This window comes from Sinomonas sp. ASV322, assembly GCF_030908245.1.
Lineage (GTDB): Bacteria > Actinomycetota > Actinomycetes > Actinomycetales > Micrococcaceae > Sinomonas.
In genome coordinates this window covers 14,410-31,523 of record NZ_JAVFJJ010000017.1, presented here as the reverse complement: position 1 = coordinate 31,523, position 17,114 = coordinate 14,410, and the positions used below count along the sequence as shown (strand labels likewise).

At 69.7% G+C, this 17,114-nt stretch carries 23 protein-coding genes; 10 read left to right on the top strand and 13 right to left on the bottom strand.

Annotation, left to right across the window (positions count from 1 at the left end; all coding sequences use genetic code 11):
* The first annotated feature begins 9 nt into the window (after nucleotides 1-9).
* From RBS12_RS17455 to RBS12_RS17435, 5 genes are read left to right on the top strand one after another with little or no spacing between them, the layout of a single operon-like run.
* Nucleotides 10-969, top strand: a complete 960-nt coding sequence (locus RBS12_RS17455; protein ID WP_307967418.1) for a sugar ABC transporter permease — start codon at nucleotides 10-12, stop codon at nucleotides 967-969.
* Nucleotides 962-1,852: a carbohydrate ABC transporter permease gene (locus RBS12_RS17450; RefSeq protein WP_307967417.1), complete on the top strand. Its 891-nt coding sequence runs from the start codon at nucleotides 962-964 to the stop codon at nucleotides 1,850-1,852. Before RBS12_RS17455 ends, RBS12_RS17450 begins: the two co-directional genes overlap by 8 nt.
* The gene (locus RBS12_RS17445) at nucleotides 1,849-3,192 is read left to right on the top strand and encodes an alpha-L-fucosidase (RefSeq protein ID WP_307967465.1); all 1,344 of its coding nucleotides are present in this window, start codon (nucleotides 1,849-1,851) and stop codon (nucleotides 3,190-3,192) included. Before RBS12_RS17450 ends, RBS12_RS17445 begins: the two co-directional genes overlap by 4 nt.
* A complete protein-coding gene (locus RBS12_RS17440; protein ID WP_307967416.1) occupies nucleotides 3,193-3,507 on the top strand; it encodes an L-rhamnose mutarotase in 315 nt (104 codons plus the stop codon).
* Nucleotides 3,504-4,466, top strand: a complete 963-nt coding sequence (locus RBS12_RS17435; protein WP_307967415.1) for an aldo/keto reductase — start codon at nucleotides 3,504-3,506, stop codon at nucleotides 4,464-4,466. The genes RBS12_RS17440 and RBS12_RS17435 overlap by 4 nt, the downstream gene beginning before the upstream one ends.
* Before the next feature lie 110 nt (nucleotides 4,467-4,576).
* On the opposite strand, the gene RBS12_RS17430 is transcribed toward RBS12_RS17435, so the two are convergent.
* The 3 genes from RBS12_RS17430 to ribA form a co-directional block, all read right to left on the bottom strand.
* Complete coding sequence (locus tag RBS12_RS17430) at nucleotides 4,577-5,032, bottom strand: MerR family transcriptional regulator (protein WP_307967414.1); 456 nt, start codon at nucleotides 5,030-5,032, stop codon at nucleotides 4,577-4,579.
* 28 nt (nucleotides 5,033-5,060) lie between these two features.
* Nucleotides 5,061-5,264, bottom strand: coding sequence for a hypothetical protein (locus tag RBS12_RS17425; RefSeq protein ID WP_307967413.1), 204 nt, complete (start codon nucleotides 5,262-5,264; stop codon nucleotides 5,061-5,063).
* A 189-nt stretch (nucleotides 5,265-5,453) separates the two neighbouring features.
* Nucleotides 5,454-6,146 carry a GTP cyclohydrolase II gene (ribA, locus tag RBS12_RS17420; protein WP_307967411.1) on the bottom strand — a complete coding sequence of 231 codons (693 nt, stop codon included), beginning with the start codon at nucleotides 6,144-6,146 and terminating at the stop codon, nucleotides 5,454-5,456.
* Between the two features lie 116 nt (nucleotides 6,147-6,262).
* Here ribA and RBS12_RS17415 point away from each other — a divergent pair, with 116 nt between their 5' ends.
* Entirely contained in the window at nucleotides 6,263-6,874 is a 612-nt protein-coding gene (locus RBS12_RS17415) for a hypothetical protein (RefSeq protein WP_307967410.1), read from the top strand.
* Nucleotides 6,875-7,013: 139 nt separating this feature from the next.
* Here RBS12_RS17415 and RBS12_RS17410 read toward each other — a convergent pair whose 3' ends face one another.
* The 6 genes from RBS12_RS17410 to RBS12_RS17385 all read right to left on the bottom strand — a co-directional run bounded on the left by RBS12_RS17410 (nucleotide 7,014) and on the right by RBS12_RS17385 (nucleotide 11,766).
* Nucleotides 7,014-7,961 carry a hypothetical protein gene (locus RBS12_RS17410; protein ID WP_307967408.1) on the bottom strand — a complete coding sequence of 316 codons (948 nt, stop codon included), beginning with the start codon at nucleotides 7,959-7,961 and terminating at the stop codon, nucleotides 7,014-7,016.
* A gap of 183 nt (nucleotides 7,962-8,144) precedes the next feature.
* Entirely contained in the window at nucleotides 8,145-8,528 is a 384-nt protein-coding gene (locus RBS12_RS17405; protein WP_307967407.1) for a hypothetical protein, read from the bottom strand.
* Entirely contained in the window at nucleotides 8,525-9,007 is a 483-nt protein-coding gene (locus tag RBS12_RS17400; RefSeq protein WP_307967406.1) for a hypothetical protein, read from the bottom strand. The genes RBS12_RS17405 and RBS12_RS17400 overlap by 4 nt, the downstream gene beginning before the upstream one ends.
* Nucleotides 9,008-9,049: 42 nt before the next feature.
* On the bottom strand, nucleotides 9,050-10,237 hold the full coding sequence (locus RBS12_RS17395; protein ID WP_307967405.1) for an acetyl-CoA acetyltransferase: 1,188 nt from the start codon (nucleotides 10,235-10,237) through the stop codon (nucleotides 9,050-9,052).
* Entirely contained in the window at nucleotides 10,234-10,968 is a 735-nt protein-coding gene (locus RBS12_RS17390; protein ID WP_307967404.1) for a 3-oxoacid CoA-transferase subunit B, read from the bottom strand. The genes RBS12_RS17395 and RBS12_RS17390 overlap by 4 nt, the downstream gene beginning before the upstream one ends.
* Nucleotides 10,969-11,043: 75 nt before the next feature.
* The gene (locus tag RBS12_RS17385) at nucleotides 11,044-11,766 is read right to left on the bottom strand and encodes a CoA transferase subunit A (RefSeq protein ID WP_307967403.1); all 723 of its coding nucleotides are present in this window, start codon (nucleotides 11,764-11,766) and stop codon (nucleotides 11,044-11,046) included.
* A gap of 177 nt (nucleotides 11,767-11,943) precedes the next feature.
* Here RBS12_RS17385 and RBS12_RS17380 point away from each other — a divergent pair, with 177 nt between their 5' ends.
* Nucleotides 11,944-12,714: an IclR family transcriptional regulator gene (locus RBS12_RS17380; protein WP_307967402.1), complete on the top strand. Its 771-nt coding sequence runs from the start codon at nucleotides 11,944-11,946 to the stop codon at nucleotides 12,712-12,714.
* Here RBS12_RS17380 and RBS12_RS17375 read toward each other — a convergent pair.
* On the bottom strand, nucleotides 12,711-13,274 hold the full coding sequence (locus RBS12_RS17375) for a hypothetical protein (protein WP_307967401.1): 564 nt from the start codon (nucleotides 13,272-13,274) through the stop codon (nucleotides 12,711-12,713). The two genes, RBS12_RS17380 and RBS12_RS17375, sit on opposite strands and share 4 nt — an antisense overlap.
* A 97-nt stretch (nucleotides 13,275-13,371) precedes the next feature.
* Here RBS12_RS17375 and RBS12_RS17370 point away from each other — a divergent pair, with 97 nt between their 5' ends.
* Nucleotides 13,372-14,145 carry an MBL fold metallo-hydrolase gene (locus tag RBS12_RS17370; RefSeq protein WP_307967400.1) on the top strand — a complete coding sequence of 258 codons (774 nt, stop codon included), beginning with the start codon at nucleotides 13,372-13,374 and terminating at the stop codon, nucleotides 14,143-14,145.
* Nucleotides 14,146-14,220: 75 nt separating this feature from the next.
* Here the strand turns inward: RBS12_RS17370 and RBS12_RS17365 are convergent, their stop codons facing one another.
* Together RBS12_RS17365 and RBS12_RS17360 are read right to left on the bottom strand one after the other, a co-directional pair.
* Nucleotides 14,221-14,640, bottom strand: a complete 420-nt coding sequence (locus tag RBS12_RS17365) for a DUF1304 domain-containing protein (RefSeq protein WP_307967464.1) — start codon at nucleotides 14,638-14,640, stop codon at nucleotides 14,221-14,223.
* Between the two features lie 50 nt (nucleotides 14,641-14,690).
* Nucleotides 14,691-15,107, bottom strand: coding sequence for an organic hydroperoxide resistance protein (locus RBS12_RS17360; RefSeq protein WP_307967398.1), 417 nt, complete (start codon nucleotides 15,105-15,107; stop codon nucleotides 14,691-14,693).
* A 52-nt stretch (nucleotides 15,108-15,159) separates the two neighbouring features.
* Between RBS12_RS17360 and RBS12_RS17355 the strand changes: the two genes are divergently transcribed.
* A complete protein-coding gene (locus RBS12_RS17355) occupies nucleotides 15,160-15,594 on the top strand; it encodes a MarR family transcriptional regulator (protein WP_307967397.1) in 435 nt (144 codons plus the stop codon).
* 64 nt (nucleotides 15,595-15,658) lie between these two features.
* On the top strand, nucleotides 15,659-16,168 hold the full coding sequence (locus RBS12_RS17350; RefSeq protein WP_307967396.1) for a hypothetical protein: 510 nt from the start codon (nucleotides 15,659-15,661) through the stop codon (nucleotides 16,166-16,168).
* A 129-nt stretch (nucleotides 16,169-16,297) separates the two neighbouring features.
* On the opposite strand, the gene RBS12_RS17345 is transcribed toward RBS12_RS17350, so the two are convergent.
* A complete protein-coding gene (locus RBS12_RS17345) occupies nucleotides 16,298-17,086 on the bottom strand; it encodes an alpha/beta hydrolase (protein ID WP_307967395.1) in 789 nt (262 codons plus the stop codon).
* Nucleotides 17,087-17,114: the final 28 nt, after the last annotated feature.

Genomic DNA, 17,114 nt, shown 5'->3' with positions numbered 1-17,114 from the left:
GATGTTGAGATGACCTTGCTGAAGAGCTCCCAAGCAGCGAAGGCGCCGCGCAGCGCGGCGGGGAGGGCGTCGTCGTCGTCGTCCGCCGCCGCGCCCGTGCGGGCCCGGAAGACCTTCTGGGGCCCCGCCTTCGCCGCCCCGCACGGGGTGGGCCTCGCGATCTTCACCCTCGCGCCCATCGCGTTCTCCCTCGCCATCAGCCTCTACCGGTGGCCGCTCCTGGGGGCGCCGACGTTCCTGGGCCTCGGCAACTATCAGAGGCTGTTCAGCGACCCGATCTTCGGCCAGGTCGTGTGGAACACGGTGCTGTTCGTGGTCCTGTACGTCCCGCTCAACCTCGTCGTCTCTCTCGGGCTCGCCGCGTGGCTCACGCCGAGGATCAAGGGCCGTCACATCTTCAGGGTGATCTTCTTCATCCCGTCGATCACGCCGATCGTGGCCAACGTCGTCGTCTGGCGCATGCTGTACCAGCCCAGCGGATTCATCGACGGCATCTCGCAGGCCGCCACAGGAATCCACGCCCCGAACTTCCTCGGCGACGAGCACTGGGCGATGCTCGCGATCGTCGCGATGAGCGTATGGCAGGGGTTCGGCTACAACATGCTCGTGTTCTCCGCGGCGCTCGACGCCGTCCCCGAGAACCTTGCCGAGGCCGCGGCGATCGACGGCGCGAACGCGTGGACCGTCTTCTGGCGGATCAAGCTCAAGCTCATCTCGCCGTCGATCTTCTTCGCCACGATGATGACGCTCATCACCTCGTTCCAGGTCTTCGCGCAGCCGTTCATTCTCACCAAGGGCGGGCCTGGCTCCTCGACGTCCACGATCGTCCTGTACATCTACAATCAGGGCTTCCAGTTCCACCAGCTCGGCCTCGCCTCGGCGGCGGCCTGGGTCCTCTTCGTGATCATCCTCGGCGTCACGGCCGTCCAGTTCATCGGGCAGAAGAGGTGGGTGCACTACGATGCTTGATTCCGCCGTGCGAACCCGGAGTGTGCGCGAGCCCGCCGCGCGCAAGGACAGGCCGTGGACCGCCCGGGTTCGCAGCGCCGTCGGCTATGCGCTCCTGTGCCTTGTGGCCCTCGCGTTCCTCTCCCCGCTCGTGTACATGCTCGCGACATCGTTCAAGCCTCCCGCGGACATCTTCAGCATCCCGCCGACCCTCCTCGGGAGCGAGTTCCGCTGGCAGAACTACCAAGAGGCGCTCAACTACATGCCGTTCCTGCGGTTCATGGGCAACGGGGTGCTCGTCTCGGCCGCCGGGACCGCACTCTCCCTCGTGGTCTCGTCGCTCTCGGGCTACGCCTTCTCCCGGCTGCGCTGGCGCGGCCGGAACCTCACGTTCATGGTGTTCCTCGCGACGCTCATGATCCCGCAGGAAGTCCTCATCGTGCCGATGTTCGTCATGATGCAGCAGGTCAAATGGGTCAATACGTTCCAGGCGCTCATCGTCCCGTGGGCCTTCACGGCATTCGGGGCGTTCATGCTGCGGCAGTTCTTCCTCGGCGTGCCCCAAGAGCTCGACGACGCCGCGCGGGTTGACGGTGCGGGGACCGTGCGGACGTTCCTGCTCGTCATGCTTCCGCTCGCACGGCCCACACTCGCAGTCCTGGCCGTGTTCAGCTTCATCAACTATTGGAATTCCTTCCTCTGGCCGCTCGTCGTGATCAACGACGTCAACAACCTCGGCACCATCCCGCTGGGACTCCAGATGTTCTTCGGGCAGCAGGGCGAGCAGTGGCATCTCGTCATGGCCGCCTCGGTCGTCTCGATGGTGCCCACTCTCGTCCTGCTGGTCCTGCTCCAGCGCCACCTCATCAAAGGGATCGTCACGAGCGGCCTCGGCGGCCGCTGACCCCGCTCGTCACCTGCCCCGCCTGCCCACCCACCCTCAAGGAGTTACGCATGATCCCGCACGCCCCGTGGTTCACCGAGTCCCGCTTCGGCATGTTCGTCCACTGGGGGCTCTACGCGCTCCCGGCCCGCCACGAATGGGTCATGAACCGCGAGCGCATCAGCGCGCTCGACTACGAGAGGTACTTCGAGCACTTCGATCCGGATCTCTACGATCCCCGCGAATGGGCCCGCGCGGCCAAGGACGCCGGCATGAAGTACGTCGTGTTGACCACAAAGCACCACGAGGGCTTCTGCCTCTGGGACTCGGCACTCACCGACTACAAGTCCACGAAGACCCCGTGCGGCCAAGACCTCGTGGCCGCCTACGTCGAGGCGCTGCGGGAGGAGGGCCTCAGGGTCGGCTTCTACCATTCGCTCATCGACTGGCATCACCCGGACTTCACGATCGACGGCTTCCACCCCGAGCGGGACAATCCCGAGGCGGAACGGCTCAACGAGGGCCGCGACATGGCCCGGTACCGCGAGTACCTGCACGGCCAGGTCCGCGAGCTCCTGACGAATTACGGCACGATCGACTACCTCTTCTTCGACTTCTCCTACGCGGACGGGAGCGAGCACCACAAGACCATCTGGGGCGCGAAGGGCCGCGAGGCGTGGGGGTCCGAGGAGCTCCTCGGACAAGTCCGCGAGCTCCAGCCGGGGATCATCGTCAACGACCGCTTGGACATCCCTGGGGACTTCGCGACGCCGGAGCAGTACCAGCCGTCCGGGCCGATGGTCGTCAACGGGGTCGAGGTTCCGTGGGAGGCCTGCCAGACGCTCAACGGGAGCTGGGGCTACGATCGCGACAACCTCGACTACAAGTCAGTGGACCTGCTCGTCCGGATGCTCGTCGACGGGGTCTCGAAGGGCGGAAACCTGCTCCTCAACGTCGGTCCCACGGGCCGCGGCAACTTCGACCCGCGCGCTGTCGCCTCGCTGCGCGGGATCGGAGACTGGATGAAGCTGCACTCGCGCTCGGTCTACGGCGCAGGCGAGGCCCCGTGGACTCCGCCGGCGGACGCCCGGTACACGCGCCGCGGCGACCGGCTGTACCTTCACCTCTTCGCGTGGCCGTTCGAGTACGTGCACCTGCCCGAGCTCGCCGGGAAGGTCGAGTACGCCCAGCTGCTCAACGACGCCTCCGAGGTGGCGCTGTTCGAGCTGAGCGGGGATCGGCACGCCGTGACGACGGCGCAGGGCGCGCAGCCCGAGGACACCCTCACGCTCAAGCTCCCGGTCCAGCGCCCGGAGGTCGCGGTTCCCGTCGTCGAGCTCTTCCTCAAGCCGGGGGTCTAGGTGACGGAGACGATCGCCCTCCACACCCGCCTCAAGCCGGGCGCGGCCGCCGACTATGCCGACGCCCACGCGAACATCCCGGCCGAACTCGTGGCCGCCCTCCGCGCGGCGGGTGTCCACGATTGGCGGATCTGGCGCAGCGGCGAGGAGCTCTTCCACCTCGTCGAGGTCGAGGACTACCAGGCCATGCGCAGGGCCCTCGCGGACGATCCCGTCAACGTCGCGTGGCAGGAGCGCATGTCCGCGCTCCTCGCCGTCGAGGACGACTACTCCGGGGACGACCACGGGATCGAGCGGGTCTGGAGGCTTCCGTGAGCGCCCTCGACTTCGGCCGGCTCGGGTTCGGCGCCGCGGGCATCGGGAACCTCTACCGCGCGGTCGACGACGATGCGGCGGCCGCGACCGTCGAGGCCGCGTGGAAGGGCGGCGTGCGCTACTTCGACACGGCCCCGCACTACGGCTTGGGGCTGTCCGAGCGGCGCCTCGGCGCGTCCCTGCGGGGCAGACCGCGCGGCGAGTTCCTCGTCTCGACGAAGGTGGGCCGGCTCCTCGACCCGGCGGCGCACCCGGACGACGCGCGGGACGACGAAGGCTTCGACGTCCCCGCCGACTTCCGGCGCGTGTGGGATCCGTCCGAGTCCGGCATCCGGCGCAGCCTCGAGGACTCGCTCGCGAGGCTCGGCCTCGATGCGGTCGACGTCCTCTACCTGCACGACCCCGACGTGTACGACCTCGAGGCCGGCATCACGCAGGCCCTCCCCGCGATGGAGAGGCTCCGCGACGAGGGCCTCGTGCGGGCGATCGGCGTCGGCGCGAACTCGAGCAAGGCGCTGGCCGAATGCGTCTCCCGCGCCGACCTCGACCTCGTGATGCTGGCGGGGCGCTACACGCTCCTCGAGCAGCCCGCCCTCCACGACCTCCTGCCGCTGTGCGTCGAACGCCGCGTCGGGGTGGTCAACGTGGGCGTCTACAACTCGGGGCTCCTCTCCCGGCCCACCGTGAGCGCCCGCGCGAACTACAACTACGCGCCGGCGCCCGCCGAAATCCTCGAGCGTGCCCGTCGGCTCGCCATGGCGTGCGCCGAGTTCGGCGTCGAACTGCCGACGGCGGCGCTCCACTTCGGCCTGCGGCACCCGGCGGTGCGGACCGTCGTCGTCGGCGCCTCGAACCCGGCCCAGATCGAGCAGAACGTCGCCCGCATGGAGGAGCCGGTTCCGGACGAGCTGTGGGAGGAGCTGCGGCGGCGGGGACTCATTCCGCCGTCGTCCGTTTAGGGGTCGCCGGCCGGCCTCCCCAATTTCACGGACGCCGGCGGGGCTCGGCGCGGCGAGTCGGGCACGACGCGCCGAGGGGTTGCGTCAAGAGTTGGGGAAGTTGGCGGCGATCACCTCTGCCCTACCGCGCGGCTGTAGACCTCGAGGACCTCGGGCGAGGGCGCCACACCGAGGCGCTCCATCTCACCGAGGTGCTCGTCGAGGGCGCGCCGGGCCGCCGACGGGACATCGGGCCACCCGCGGCGGCGTACGACGACGTCGCCCGCCTCCGTGTGCCCGGCCTCGACATCGCCGTGAAGCTGAATCTCAAGCTGGAGCGCCGTGAGGATCTCGATGCGGCTCGCCCCGCTGTCGATCATCGCCACGATCCGGCGGATCTGAGAGATGCGCAGCCCATTCACGGCGCGCAGCGTCTGGATCGTGTGGATCCTTCGCAGGTGCCGCTCGCCGTAGTCCGCGCGCTTCGCCGTCAGGAGCTCGCCAGACGGAAGGAGTCCCTCGCGGAGGTTGAACTTGATGCTCGCAATCGGCATGTTCGCGAGGACGCTGAGCTCGCTCAGCTGCATGGTCATCGCCTTCTGGCGAGGAGCGTGCCTACTGGAGGAGGTGCCGGTGGATCGAGTACTCGGAGAATTCGATGATGCGGCGTTCGCCGAGATCGGACGTGGCCCAGAACAGGTCCAGCTTGGGCATGACCTCGTGCACGTGCCCCGCGAAGTGGACCACCCCCTGACGGCGGGCCTCAATCTTGTCCTCGCGCACGAGCTCGGCACTCGAATGGACGCGTTCGGTTTCCATGCGGGTTCCCCTTTCCCGGTGTTCCCCTAGGGGCGGGCCGCCAGGTCCGGTTCGCTGCCCACTCCCGGGGCGGCCCGCTACCCTTTCTGAGCGCGGCGGCTGGGGATCATGACGCGGGTTGGGTCTCACTTTTCGCACGTCGGGGCGCCCGGCGCACCTTCATCATGCCTCGCGCCGGGCCCCCGAAGATCAGGCCGTCACGCCGAAGAGCTCGCCGATGCCCGCGAGGTCGAGCGTGTGCGACGTGCGGTCGCGCTTCGCCTCGAGATACCGCACGTTCGACGCCGAGACGTGCACGCCCGTGGGAACATGCTCCGCGACCTCGACGCCGAGTGCCTCGAGCTGCCCCGCCTTGTCGGGGTTGTTGCTCAGGAGGCGGATCCGGTCGGCGCCAACGGCGTGCAGCATCTGTGCGGCGGCGCGGTAGTCTCGCTCGTCCTCGCCGCGGCCGAGGGCGAGGTTCGCCTCGTACGTGTCGAGGCCGTCGTCCTGGAGCGCGTAGGCGTCGAGCTTCGCGTAGAGCCCGATCCCGCGCCCTTCTTGGCGCAGATACAGAAGGAACCCGCCGGCGGCGGAGATCCGCTCGACCGCCTCTCGAAGCTGAGGGCCGCAGTCGCAGCGCTGGGAGCCGAAGACGTCGCCCGTGAGGCACTCGCTGTGCGGGCGGACGAGCGGCGGCTCGCCTCCCGCCGTCGAGCGTTCGACGGCGCCAGCCCAGTCCCCGAGGCCCAGCAGCAGGTGTTCGTGGCCGTCGACGAGATCGTGGAACGTGAAGACGTCGGCGACGGTCTCGAAGCCGTCGGCGAAGCGGAGCGGGACGCGGACGCGAGTGCGGACGTTCGCCGTCGGCAGCTGGGCTAGCGCGCTGGGCTCGAGGGTCATGGTCGGCTCCAATGGTCGATGGCAACTACGGGAACCAACGCACTTGATGTTTCAAGTTATTCCGGGTGAGCGGAAGTTTCACCTCCCGTTCACGAACCGCGGATACCTTGCTGCGCATGAAGCGCTTCTTTGGGGAACCCGCGACTCTCTGGCCGTCGATGCGGAACCGCCTGCACGTGTACGTCCTGCCGGGCGACGAGCTGAGGTCCGCCCTCGTCGAGCGGCAGCGGGCCCTCGACGACGTCGACTATTGCTCGGTCCAGCCTGCCGAGTACCTCCACGCGACGGTCCAGCAGCTCTCCCACACGAACGACGAGGCCGACCCGGCCGCCGTCGAACGCTTCATTGGGCGCCTCGGCGACCTCGCCGCCTCGACGAAACCGTTCACGGTGCCGCTCGCCGCGCCCGTCGTCGACGACTTCTCGCTCGGCGTCCGGGGCCCGTCCACGCCGGAATGGAGCGCCCTCCTCGACGGAGTCCGGGCCGCCGCGGCGGAGACCGTCAACGCGGGCCTCCCGATTCCCAACCCGCCGTTCGCTCCCCACGTCACGCTCGGCTACGGCGTGGCCGAGGGCAGCGGCGAACGCATCCAGCGCGCGTCGGACGCGCTCGGCGGGCCGGTGCCGCCGCTCGCCGTCGCCGGCCTCCACTTCCTGGCGGTGCACCAGGACACCGAGCGGGGAAGGTTCACGTGGGACACGACGACGGAGCTCGCGTTCGGGAGATGACCTCGCAGCGGGCGCCCTTCCCCGCACCGGGCGCCCTTCGCCGCAATTGTGCCGCTTCGCCGCAATTGTGCTGCGGAGCCGCGGCCCAATAGCGGGGAAGCGGCACAGCTGGGTCGGCGCGCTGAGGTGAAGCCGTCCGTCACGCAGCCCTCGCGAACGCCGCACCCAGCCTCGCGGCCACGACTTCAGGCCGGTCGAGGTCGGCCCAGGTGATCCGAATGACCGTCCACCCCTGCTCGATGAGTGCCGCCTCGCGCCGTCGCTCGAGGATGAGGGCTTCGGGAGTGGGCCGATAGTCGAAGTACTTGCCCCGGCCGTCGAATTCGAGGATGACCCTGAGCCTGGGCCATGCGTAGTCGGCACGGAAGAGGCCGTGAGCCGTCTCGATGCAGTACTGGGCCTCGGGCCGCTCGATTCCAAGCCCGCCCAGCATCAGGCGAGTGCGGGTTTCGCCGGCCGACTCTGCGCGGCCGTCGAGCATTCCGAGGAGTCGCGCGGCCCGCGCCCGCCCTCGCGCGAACTCCGCCGACTCAAGCGTTGAAGTGAGCTCGCCGATTGTCAGGCCGGCGTTCAATGCGCTGTCGCCGATGACCGCCGCCGCTTCCGGTGCAAGAAAACGCGCGCAATCAATCACGGTCCGCGCGGGCGACGTCGCGAGCACGTGCCGACCGTCGCGGGTGCGAACGCCGACGGGCTCATCGGGTGACGCGGGGGCGCGATGCGTCACCGTGTCTGACCCGTGGCTCGACCCGGAGTTGTCTCGACTCACCACATGGACCACCGGCCCCGCGTTCCACACCGCGAAACCATGGAGCCGCGCGGCGGAGGTGTGGCTGTAGGTGGCGGGGCTCTGAGCGCCCGCGGCGTGGGCATCGATGCGGTAGTCGTCCCGCTCCCACGGGCTGAGCGAGCGCCACTGTTCCGACCGGGTGTAGGCCCCGCGACGGATTCGTTCGAGGACGCCCGCGCGAACGCCGAACGTGATCAGCCTGTCGTCGAGGCCTCCGTCACGCAGTTGGCGCGTCGAGGCGACGATCCCTGCGGGCCATCGATCGGCGATGAGTCGTCCTGCTGAATCTGCGTCCACAGAGCCATCGTGCTCGGCGGAATCCGTCGAGGACACCCCACAGGTCCCGTATGTGGATAACTCTCGGAGGTCCCATCACGCGCTTCTGTGCCGCTTCCCCGCAGCGGGCGCCCTTCCCCGCTATTGGGCCGCGGCCCAGCAGCACAATTGCGGCGAAGCGGCACAGGAGCGCGCGCCCCCGGATCAGCGTTGCCGGAAGGCGTCGGCCATGAGATTCGCGAGGCGCTCGAACTCGAACCACCGCAGAACCCGATCCGGCCCGTCGCTCCATTCCGACGAGCGAATTCGGAATCGCACTGTGCCCCGGTGCGAAATCCCGAGGGCCATGTAGATATCGCCGTCGGGAGAGGTCGTGTAGGAGACGTGCGGCGACGGGCCGCGCAGCCCGCGGTCCTCGGGGAGCCAGAAGGCGCAGCTCTCGAACTCTCGGGCCGCGACCATGAGCGGCAGATGGCCGGGGAGCCCACCGGGGCGCAGGTCCTCATCGCGAAGCAGTGCCAGCGTGTCCGGCATGGCGAGCATCAGCCGTTCCCACGCCCTGCCGCTGTGGCCGTCGAAGACCGTCACGGCGAGCAGGGCAGACGCTTCGGCCGCGGCCTCGAACTCGGCCGGGGAAGGGCGCCCCGTACATAGCGCAGCGCCGCCCTCACGTCCGCAGTCAGCTCCCCCGGCCTCACGCGCGCGAGGGACCGCCCGCCGAGCCGAGCCAGCCGAGCGCCCGACGCCGACGCAACGCGGGCCTCGCCACGGGCCGCGCCAGCCCCGGCGAGCGCAAGGGCGGGCGGGGCACTCAAGGGCGCGGCGCCGTCGTCGTCCGCTGGCGCCGCTTGCCGGACCCGAGACCGGATCCACGCGCGGTCGATCCGCCATTGGGCGAGCAGCGCGGTCGCCGCGCCGGACACCGTGACCGCCAGCCCGGCGAGCACCACCTCGCTCGCCGCACCCGCGGCAGCCGCGAGGACGGCGACCGCGGCGCCCACCATGCCGACGGCGTGACCCGTCCAGCGCGCGTCGGCGGCAAGGGAAGTCAGCCCGCGGGATGGCATGCGGACACGGTAGAGCACCGCATGGCCGAGGGGAAGGGCCGGCTACACCGCCTCGAGCACGCTCACGTAGTTCGCGATCCCGACGCCGCCCATGTTCTGCACCGCGGCGCGCCGCGGCGAAGCGAGCTGCATCGCGCCCGCCGTGCCCGTGAGCTGCATCGCCGCGAGGACGTGCTGGGAGACACCCGTCGCGCCGACGGGGTGGCCCTTGGCCTTGAGCCCGCCCGAGACATTGACCGGCAGGCGGCCGTCGCGATACACCCAGCCTTCCTCGATCGCGCGGGCGCCCTGCCCGGCCGGAGTGAGGCCCATCGTCTCGTAGATGACGAGTTCGGCGATCGTGAAGCAGTCGTGGACCTCGGCGAAGTCGAGGTCGCCAAGGCCGATTCCGGCCATCGCGAAGGCGCGCTCCCACGAGAGGCGCACGCCCTCGAACGCGGTCGGGTCGCGGCGGGCGGCCGGCAGGAAGTCGTTGGCGTGGCCGAAGCCGGCGAGCCGCACGGGCGCCGTGGCGGCCCCCGCGCGGGGTGCGACGGACAGCACGAGGGCCGCGGCGCCGTCGGACACCGGCGAGCAGTCGGTGCGCCGCAGCGGATCGGCGACCATCGGGTTCTTGTCCGAGACCGTCCGGCAGAACTCCTCGCCGAGGTCCTTCCTCAGCTGCGCGTAGGGGTTGTCGACGCCGTTGCGGTGGTTCTTCGCCGCGATGCTCCCGAGCACATCCGAGACCGGCCCGTACCGCTTCTCGTAGTGCTTCGCGACCTCCGCGAACAGGGCGGTGAAACCGGCCGACGACGGCTGGCCGGCCATGTCGTAATCCGCGCCGAGGAGGGCCGCACCGACCTTCTCGGGCCCGGCCGGGGTCATCATTTCGGCCCCGATCACGAGCACGTTCCGTGCCGTCCCGGCCAGGAGCGCCTTCGCGCCCTGCTGAACAGCGGCCGAACCCGACGCGCACGCGTTCTCGACGCGCGTCGCCGGGACGCCGAGCAGGTCCGGGGAGAGCTGGAGCGCGAGCGAGGACGGGAACGCGAGCGGCATCATCCCGGCGTTGAACTGGCCGACGTAGATCTCGTCGATCTTCCCCGGCTCGAGACCCGCGTGCGCGAGGGCCTCCCCCGCGACCTGCACGATGAGGGACTCGAGCGTCTCCTCCGAGAGCTTCCCGAAGCGGCTGTGGCCCCAGCCGGTGATAAGGATGTCCTTGCCGAATTGTTCTCTGAGGCTCATGCGAGCACTCCCTCGCTTTCTTCATTCGCCGCAGCGGTCGCTGCGCCCAGGCCAATCACGACGTCGAAATCGGCTCCAGTTTTCCCGCGCACCTCGTCGGCGGTGACGCCGGGGGCGAGGCGGCGGAGCACGAGGTGGCGCGCACCGTCGTCGTCCGTCTTTTCAGGCCTTGGGGCGGCTGATCCGCGCACGACGTCGAAGACCGCGAGGTCGGTCACGATGCGGTCGACGACGCCGCGCCCCGTGAGCGGGAGCGTGCACTCGGCGACGATCTTGGGGGAACCGTCCTTCGCGACGTGCTCGGTCAGGACGACGATCCGCGGGGTGCCCGCGACGAGGTCCATCGCCCCGCCCATGCCCTTGACCATCTTTCCGGGGATCTGCCAGTTCGCGAGGTCCCCGGACGCGGAGACCTGCATCGCGCCCAGGACGGCGACCTTGACGTGCCCGCCGCGGATCATATTGAAGGAAACAGAGGAGTCGAAGATGCTCCCGCCCGGCAGGACCGTCACGGTCTGCTTGCCGGCGTTGATGAGGTCGGCGTCCTCGTCGCCCTCGAATGGGAACGGGCCCATGCCGAGCAGGCCGTTCTCGCTCTGCAGCGTCACCCGCACGCCGTCAGGCAGGTTGTTCGCCACGAGCGTCGGGATGCCGATCCCGAGGTTCACGTAGTCGCCGTCGTGCAGTTCCTCGGCCGCGATCGCGGCCATCTCGTTTCTCGTCCAAGCCATGGTTCTCTCCTCTCTCTCGGTTGCGCCGTCACGTCCCGCGGGTGTCCACCCGCGGGACGAGACGGTGCAAGGGAATCAGACGCGCGCGGCCAGGGCCTCGCGTCGGGGGCGCACGGTCCGCTGCTCGATGTCCTTGACCCGCGGTCGCGCTTGCACGAGGTACTGCACGTACACGCCCGGGGTGACGACGTGGTTCGGGTCGAGCTCGCCGATCCCGACGATTACCTCGGCCTCCGCGATCGTCACGCGGCCCGCCGTTGCGACGACCGGGTTGAAGTTCCGCGCCGTGTACCGGTAGACGAGGTTGCCTTCGACGTCGGCCGTGTGCGCGTGGACGAGCGCGACGTCGGCGACGATCCCGCGCTCCTGCACGTAGGTCCTGCCGTCGAACTCGGCGTGCGGCTTGCCGTCCGCGACAATCGTGCCCACCCCCGTGCGCGTGTAGAAAGCGGGGATGCCCGCGCCGCCCGCGCGCAGCCGCTCCGCGAGCGTGCCCTGCGGCACGAACTCGACCTCGAGGTCCCCCGAAAGGTACTGCTCGGCGAAGAGCCGGTTCTCCCCCACGTAGGACGCGATGACCTTGCGGACCTGGCCCGACTCAAGGAGGATCCCGAGGCCCTTCCCGTCGACGCCCATGTTGTTCGAGACGACCGTGAGCTTCTTCGCGCCGCTGTCCCGCACGGCCTCGATGAGGTCCGCGGGGATCCCGCTCAGGCCGAAGCCGCCGACGGCTACGGTCGCGCCGTCGTGCAGGACGTCCGCGAGGATCGCGTGGGCGTCCTCTCTCAGCTTTCCCATGCGCTGCCCTTTCGTTCACCACTTTGTGGACGGGTCTGAAGTCCTTTCGAGACTAAAAGAGGCGTGGCAGGCCATCAATAGACGACCCAGCGCGCAGCGCACAGTGTGGACACGCGGCGATACGTCGTCCACAATGTGGCTAGTTTCTGCGTGAAGTGAGGAGCTTGAGATCAGGTGATGCAGGTTCAAGGTACGCAGGTCGTGGGACGGGTCGCGCAGCTTCTGCGGCTCATCGGGGGAAGACCGGCGGGTGCGTCGACGGCGTGGCTCGTCCGGGAGTCCGGCCTCACCCGCCCGACCGCCCACCGGATCCTGACAGCGCTGGCCGCCGAAGGGCTCCTCGACACCGACCCCTCGAATGGCAACTGGGTCCTCGGGACCGAGCTCTTCCTCCTCGGCTCGGCGGCGTCGACGCGGTTCCCTTTCGAGGACCTGGCCCGGCCGAGTCTGCGCCGGGTCGCCGAGGAATCGGGCGAGAGCGCGTTCTACAGCATCCGCCGAGGATCCGAGACGGTCTGCCTCCTCCGCGAGGAGGGGAGCTTCCCGGTGCGATCGTTCGTGCTGCGCGAAGGCGTGCGGTTCCCGCTCGGCGTCGCGTCGGCGGGGACCGCGATCCTGGCTTTCCTCCCCGACGACGAGCAGGACGCCTTCCTCTCACGCTGGGCCGAGCACGCTGGCGAATTCGCCTCGGGGCACACCGAGGCTGTCGTGCGGAGGCAGCTCGCGGAGACGAAGCTGCGGGGATACTCCGTGAACCCCGGGCTCGTCCTCGAGGGAAGCTGGGGCATGGGCGCGGCCGTCTTCGACCGCAACGGAACCCCCGTGGGGGCCGTCTCGATCACCGGAATCGAGCCGCGGTTCCGGCCCGAACGGCAGGAGTTCCTCGGGCGGCTGCTGCTGGAGGAGGCGTATCGGATCAGCGCGCGGCTGGAAGGGCCTCGAGGCTAGGCGCCGCCCAACCCCGACTCGAGGCAGGCACGGACCAGTCGTGCCGCCGTCTCAGGGTTGCGACCGGCTTCGGCCGAGGCGAGCACGAATCCGGGGCGAATGACATGCCACCACTCGCCGCGGACCAGCAGGATGTCGAGGCTCCCGCGGAGGTCGCCCTCGTCGACGTGCCGGTCGCGTGCCACCGCCCGCACGGCATCCCGGAGGATTCCCCAGGGGATCAACGCAGGATTTGCCCGCACCATCTCGAAGCGCGCCGGCCCCACCCACCCGTAGGCCTCCTTCCACACCGAACGGAACGGGCCACCTGGCGTCACGGGGGCTCCGGGCGAATGGCCCGCGGTCGCGCGCCACGATTGGAGCCATTCGAGGCTCGCGCCAACCCGCTCGGCGTCGCCCAGTTGCTCCGAGCGATCGGGGACGCTGGCCGCCAGTGCCGGCGGGACGTCGGCGTCCGCGAAGGGGCCGAGCCCCAGCGCGTCCCGGACGTAGAGCGCGGCGTTGGTCGCGCTGCCGACGTCGCCCCGAAATTCCCACGAGCGGGTTCCTGCCAACCTCATCGGACCCCCCTTGCTTTGCCCGCCCCAGTATGACGACGGCGGGGCGGCGCCAACAAGGGACCGGCACCTAAGATCCTCTCGACAGGGAGGAACTGCCATGGAGCATGCCGAGCAGGCGAGCGAGCTGTCGCGCGCCGAAACCGAGGGTCCCGCCGTCAGCCGCGCCGCGGAGTGCGTCTGGCTTGTCCGCGGCGGGTCGTCGAACTGGGTCATTGTCCGGGATCCGGGCGGTGGCCCGTCGTTCACGCTCGTCGACGGGGGCTATCCGGGGGATTACGGGCGGCTCCTGACGTCGATCGGCCTGCTCGGGCTGCGGCCCGGAGACTGCCGGGCGGCGCTCGTGACTCATGGACACGTCGACCACATTGGCGGGCTCCAGCAGCTCGCGGCCGACTACGCCGTGCCGGTGCTGTGCCACGCCGACGAGGCGTCGAATCTCGTCGGGCCGGACCGCGAACAGGTCACGCTCACCCGGATCCTTCCGTCGCTGTGGCGCGGGAGGGTGCGGCGCTGGCTGCGGCTCGCCCTCAGGCTGCGGGCCCTCGAGCCCGTGTCGATCACGCCGTCGGCCGTGTTCCGCGACGGCGACGTGCTCGACGTCCCGGGTTCGCCCACGGTCCTGCATTTCCCGGGGCACACCTCGGGCTCGACGGCGTTCGTGTTCACCGCGGGCGGGAAGCGCGTGGTCGCGTGCGGGGACGTCGCCGTCACGTCGCACGAGACGCTCCCCGACGGCTCGTCGAGCGCCAGACTGCTGCCGCCGATGTTCCATCACGACCGCGCCGGGGCCGAGGCAAGCCTCGCCCGGCTCCTGTCCCTCGACCCGGACGTGCTGCTGCCGGGCCACGGGCCTGCGCTGCGGATGGGCTAGGGCACGGCGGAGCACACGCAGTGTCGGGCTTTCGGGGGCGCCGCCGCGGCCGGCAGGGCGCCGCCGCGGCCGCCGTCAGAGCGCGAGGCCGACGGCGAGGAGCACGACGGCGAGCAGCGGCGCAGCGAGCTGCGTCAGGGCCGCGCTCCATTTCGACGGCGACGAGACCAGGAGGACGAGCCCGGCGGCCACCATGGATCCCGTCCCGGCAAAGACCAGCGTCGCGCCGACCGGCGTCCCGGCAAAGACCAGCGTCGCGCCGACCGGCGTCGCGCCGACGGCCATCAGCACGATTCCCAGGCCCGCGATCACGGCGAGCAACAAGTTGTAGAAGCCCTGGTTGAAGGCGAGCTCCCTGGTCGCGCCGGCCTGTTCGGGAGAGAGCCCGAACACGGCGCGGGCGCGCGGCCCCATCCACAGCAGCGACTCGAGGATGAAAATGTACACGTGGATGAGCGCGGCGACTCCCGCGAGAACAAGCCCAGCAACGACCAGCACGAGGCGATCTCCTTTGTTCCGACGAACCTTAGCTGCGACGAATCAGTTCAGACAATAGTGAGGGTGACCTCGACATTGCCGCGCGTCGCGTTCGAGTAGGGGCAGATCCGGTGGGCCTTCGCGACGAGGTCTTCCGCGGTCTCCCGATCGAGTTCGGGGAGCGTGATCTCGAGCGCCGCGGCGAGGCCATAGCCCCCCTCGGGCAGGGCGTGGAGGGACACGTCGGCGACGACCTCGGAATCAGCGGCGTTCGCCTTCTCCTGCGCGGCGACCCGCTTGAGCGCCGAGTGGAAGCACGCCGCGTAGCCAGCCGCGAAGAGCTGTTCGGGGTTGGTCGCCCCGCCCGGGCCGCCGAGCTCGCTCGGAACCCGCACCTGAGCATCGAGGTGCCCGTCCGTCGACTGGATCCTGCCGTTCCGGCCATCGCCCATGGCGGCGACGGTTGCCGTGTAGAGAGCTGTCATGTCCGCAATCATATTGCGCACAATATGATTGAAACAAATCTAAGATAGAGGGATGGATCGCCCCCTCGAGCTCGACGACCAACTGTGCTTCCCGCTCTACGCGGCCGCGCGCGCCGTCACGCGCGCCTACAGCCAGCTGCTTGCCGATGCAGGGCTCACGTACCCCCAGTACCTCGTCCTGCTTGCGCTGTGGTCGAGCGAATCGCCGCTCTCGGTGGGCGAGCTCGGCGAGCGACTGCACTTGGACTCGGGAACCCTCACGCCGCTGCTCAAGCGCCTCGAGACCGCGGGGCACGTGACCCGGCGCCGGGACCCGGCCGACGAGCGACGCGTGCTCATCGCCCTCACCGGCTCAGGCGAGGCGCTCAGGGGCGTGGCGGCAGAGATCCCCGCCGAGGTCGGCGCCATGGTGGGGATCGACGTCGGGCAGGCGGAAGTCCTCAAGGGCCTCCTGACCACTATCATCGATCGGCTCGAGAGCCGCTGAGCCGCCTGCTGGTCGCCCCGGTCGCGGCTCGACGGCTCCTGGCTCATTCTGAGAGGACCGGCGCGTGGCGAAAACATGGCTGTCGATACGCGTGGAACTGATCGGCGGGCGCGGCGAACAGCTGTGGCCGAGGCCCGGGCGAATCTTCGCGGCCTCGACAGCGCACACCCTGCTGGATCTGGCGACCGCGATCGACATCGCGTTCGCCAGATGGGACCACGCACACCAGCACGAATTCGAATTCGCGGACGGGACCCGGGCAGGCATCCCGGATCCAGACTTTCCCGAGCTGGCGGACATCGACACCGCACGGACCAGCCTGCGCAAGATCACCACGGGGGAACTCTTCACCTACACGTTCGACTTCGGCGACCAGTGGACCCACCAATGCGCTATCGATCCCCGGCGGATCGACCCACTGGACGTCCTCGGGATCGTCCCGGCATCCCCGACCCCGTACTGGGGCTGGGGCTCCATCCCCGACCAGTACGGACGCCGGTGGGACGACGACGACGGAACGGGCGATCCCCCCGAGCCCCCGACAGGCGGGCGCAGCCTCGCTGGTCGAGAGTAACCCACGTCCCATTCCGACCTTCTTTCGGCAGTCGCCGCAAGCTGCGCCCGCGGAATTCCGCGGGACGCAACGTTGAGATCCCGCGAAAGTGTGTGAAAGAAGGTCGCGAACGGACGACGACGAAGACGCTCACCCAGCCTTGTCGACGGTCGTGATGAACTCCGCGAAGAGCCCCGGCCACGCCATGACCCCGTAGGGTGTGCGGGCCACCACGATGCGGCTTTGAGGCATCCGGGCGTGCAGCTTGTTCGCCGTTGTCAGGGGGTGCGAGCGGTCGCCGCTCCACGCGAGGACCAGCGTTGGCGCCTCGATGGTCGCAATGGTCTTCTTCGTCGGCAGGTCAGTCGCGGCCGCACCGCGCATCACGGTCGGCAGGAGGCTTTCGGGCACGGCGATGCCGGTCTCGGGCGCATCGGCGAGCGCGGGCGGGGAGGGCGCCGTGGAGCCTCGCTGCTCGAACGCGGCGATGCCCTCCCGCTCGACCATCGCGGCGTTCGCGAGGTAGGTCTCGCGCTGGGCGCCCCTGCTCTTCCACGCCGTCGGGGGCGTGACAAGGGTCAGCGACTCGAATCGGTCGGGATCCTTCACCGCGGCATGCAGAAGAGTCCCCGTCCCCATGGACGGCCCGACCCCGTGCACCTGTTCGCCCGGGGCGACGTGGTCGAGGAGGGCCAGGAGGTCGTCGGCAAGGCGCGGCCAGCTGTAGTCGGCCTCGTCGAGCGTTCCCGTGGACCGGCCATGACCGCGGGCGTCGTAGCGGAGGATGCGGTGGTCGCGCAGGGCACGGGCGAGGTTGAGGCCGAGCTGTCCGTCGCGCTCGCGGCTGGATGTCAGGCCGTGCAGTTGCACGACCAAGGGGCCGGCAGATCCGGCGACATCGTAGTCAAGAGTCGCGCCGCGCGTCTGAAATGAGGCCACGAGCCCTCCCGCGTGCTTTCGCGAAACA

Excerpts from the sequence above, each read along its gene's own strand:
- RBS12_RS17385 (WP_307967403.1), bottom strand. The coding sequence starts at position 11,766 with ATGGGAAAGCTGAGAGAGGACGCCCACGCGATCCTCGCGGACGTCCTG.
- RBS12_RS17395 (WP_307967405.1), bottom strand. The coding sequence starts at position 10,237 with ATGAGCCTCAGAGAACAATTCGGCAAGGACATCCTTATCACCGGCTGG.
- RBS12_RS17455 (WP_307967418.1), top strand. The coding sequence starts at position 10 with ATGACCTTGCTGAAGAGCTCCCAAGCAGCGAAGGCGCCGCGCAGCGCG.
- RBS12_RS17415 (WP_307967410.1), top strand. The coding sequence starts at position 6,263 with ATGAAGCGCTTCTTTGGGGAACCCGCGACTCTCTGGCCGTCGATGCGG.
- RBS12_RS17425 (WP_307967413.1), bottom strand. The coding sequence starts at position 5,264 with ATGGAAACCGAACGCGTCCATTCGAGTGCCGAGCTCGTGCGCGAGGAC.
- RBS12_RS17450 (WP_307967417.1), top strand. The coding sequence starts at position 962 with ATGCTTGATTCCGCCGTGCGAACCCGGAGTGTGCGCGAGCCCGCCGCG.
- RBS12_RS17430 (WP_307967414.1), bottom strand. The coding sequence starts at position 5,032 with ATGCAGCTGAGCGAGCTCAGCGTCCTCGCGAACATGCCGATTGCGAGC.
- RBS12_RS17370 (WP_307967400.1), top strand. The coding sequence starts at position 13,372 with ATGGAGCATGCCGAGCAGGCGAGCGAGCTGTCGCGCGCCGAAACCGAG.
- ribA (WP_307967411.1), bottom strand. The coding sequence starts at position 6,146 with ATGACCCTCGAGCCCAGCGCGCTAGCCCAGCTGCCGACGGCGAACGTC.
- RBS12_RS17400 (WP_307967406.1), bottom strand. The coding sequence starts at position 9,007 with ATGCCATCCCGCGGGCTGACTTCCCTTGCCGCCGACGCGCGCTGGACG.
- RBS12_RS17380 (WP_307967402.1), top strand. The coding sequence starts at position 11,944 with ATGCAGGTTCAAGGTACGCAGGTCGTGGGACGGGTCGCGCAGCTTCTG.
- RBS12_RS17390 (WP_307967404.1), bottom strand. The coding sequence starts at position 10,968 with ATGGCTTGGACGAGAAACGAGATGGCCGCGATCGCGGCCGAGGAACTG.
- RBS12_RS17355 (WP_307967397.1), top strand. The coding sequence starts at position 15,160 with ATGGATCGCCCCCTCGAGCTCGACGACCAACTGTGCTTCCCGCTCTAC.
- RBS12_RS17375 (WP_307967401.1), bottom strand. The coding sequence starts at position 13,274 with ATGAGGTTGGCAGGAACCCGCTCGTGGGAATTTCGGGGCGACGTCGGC.
- RBS12_RS17360 (WP_307967398.1), bottom strand. The coding sequence starts at position 15,107 with ATGACAGCTCTCTACACGGCAACCGTCGCCGCCATGGGCGATGGCCGG.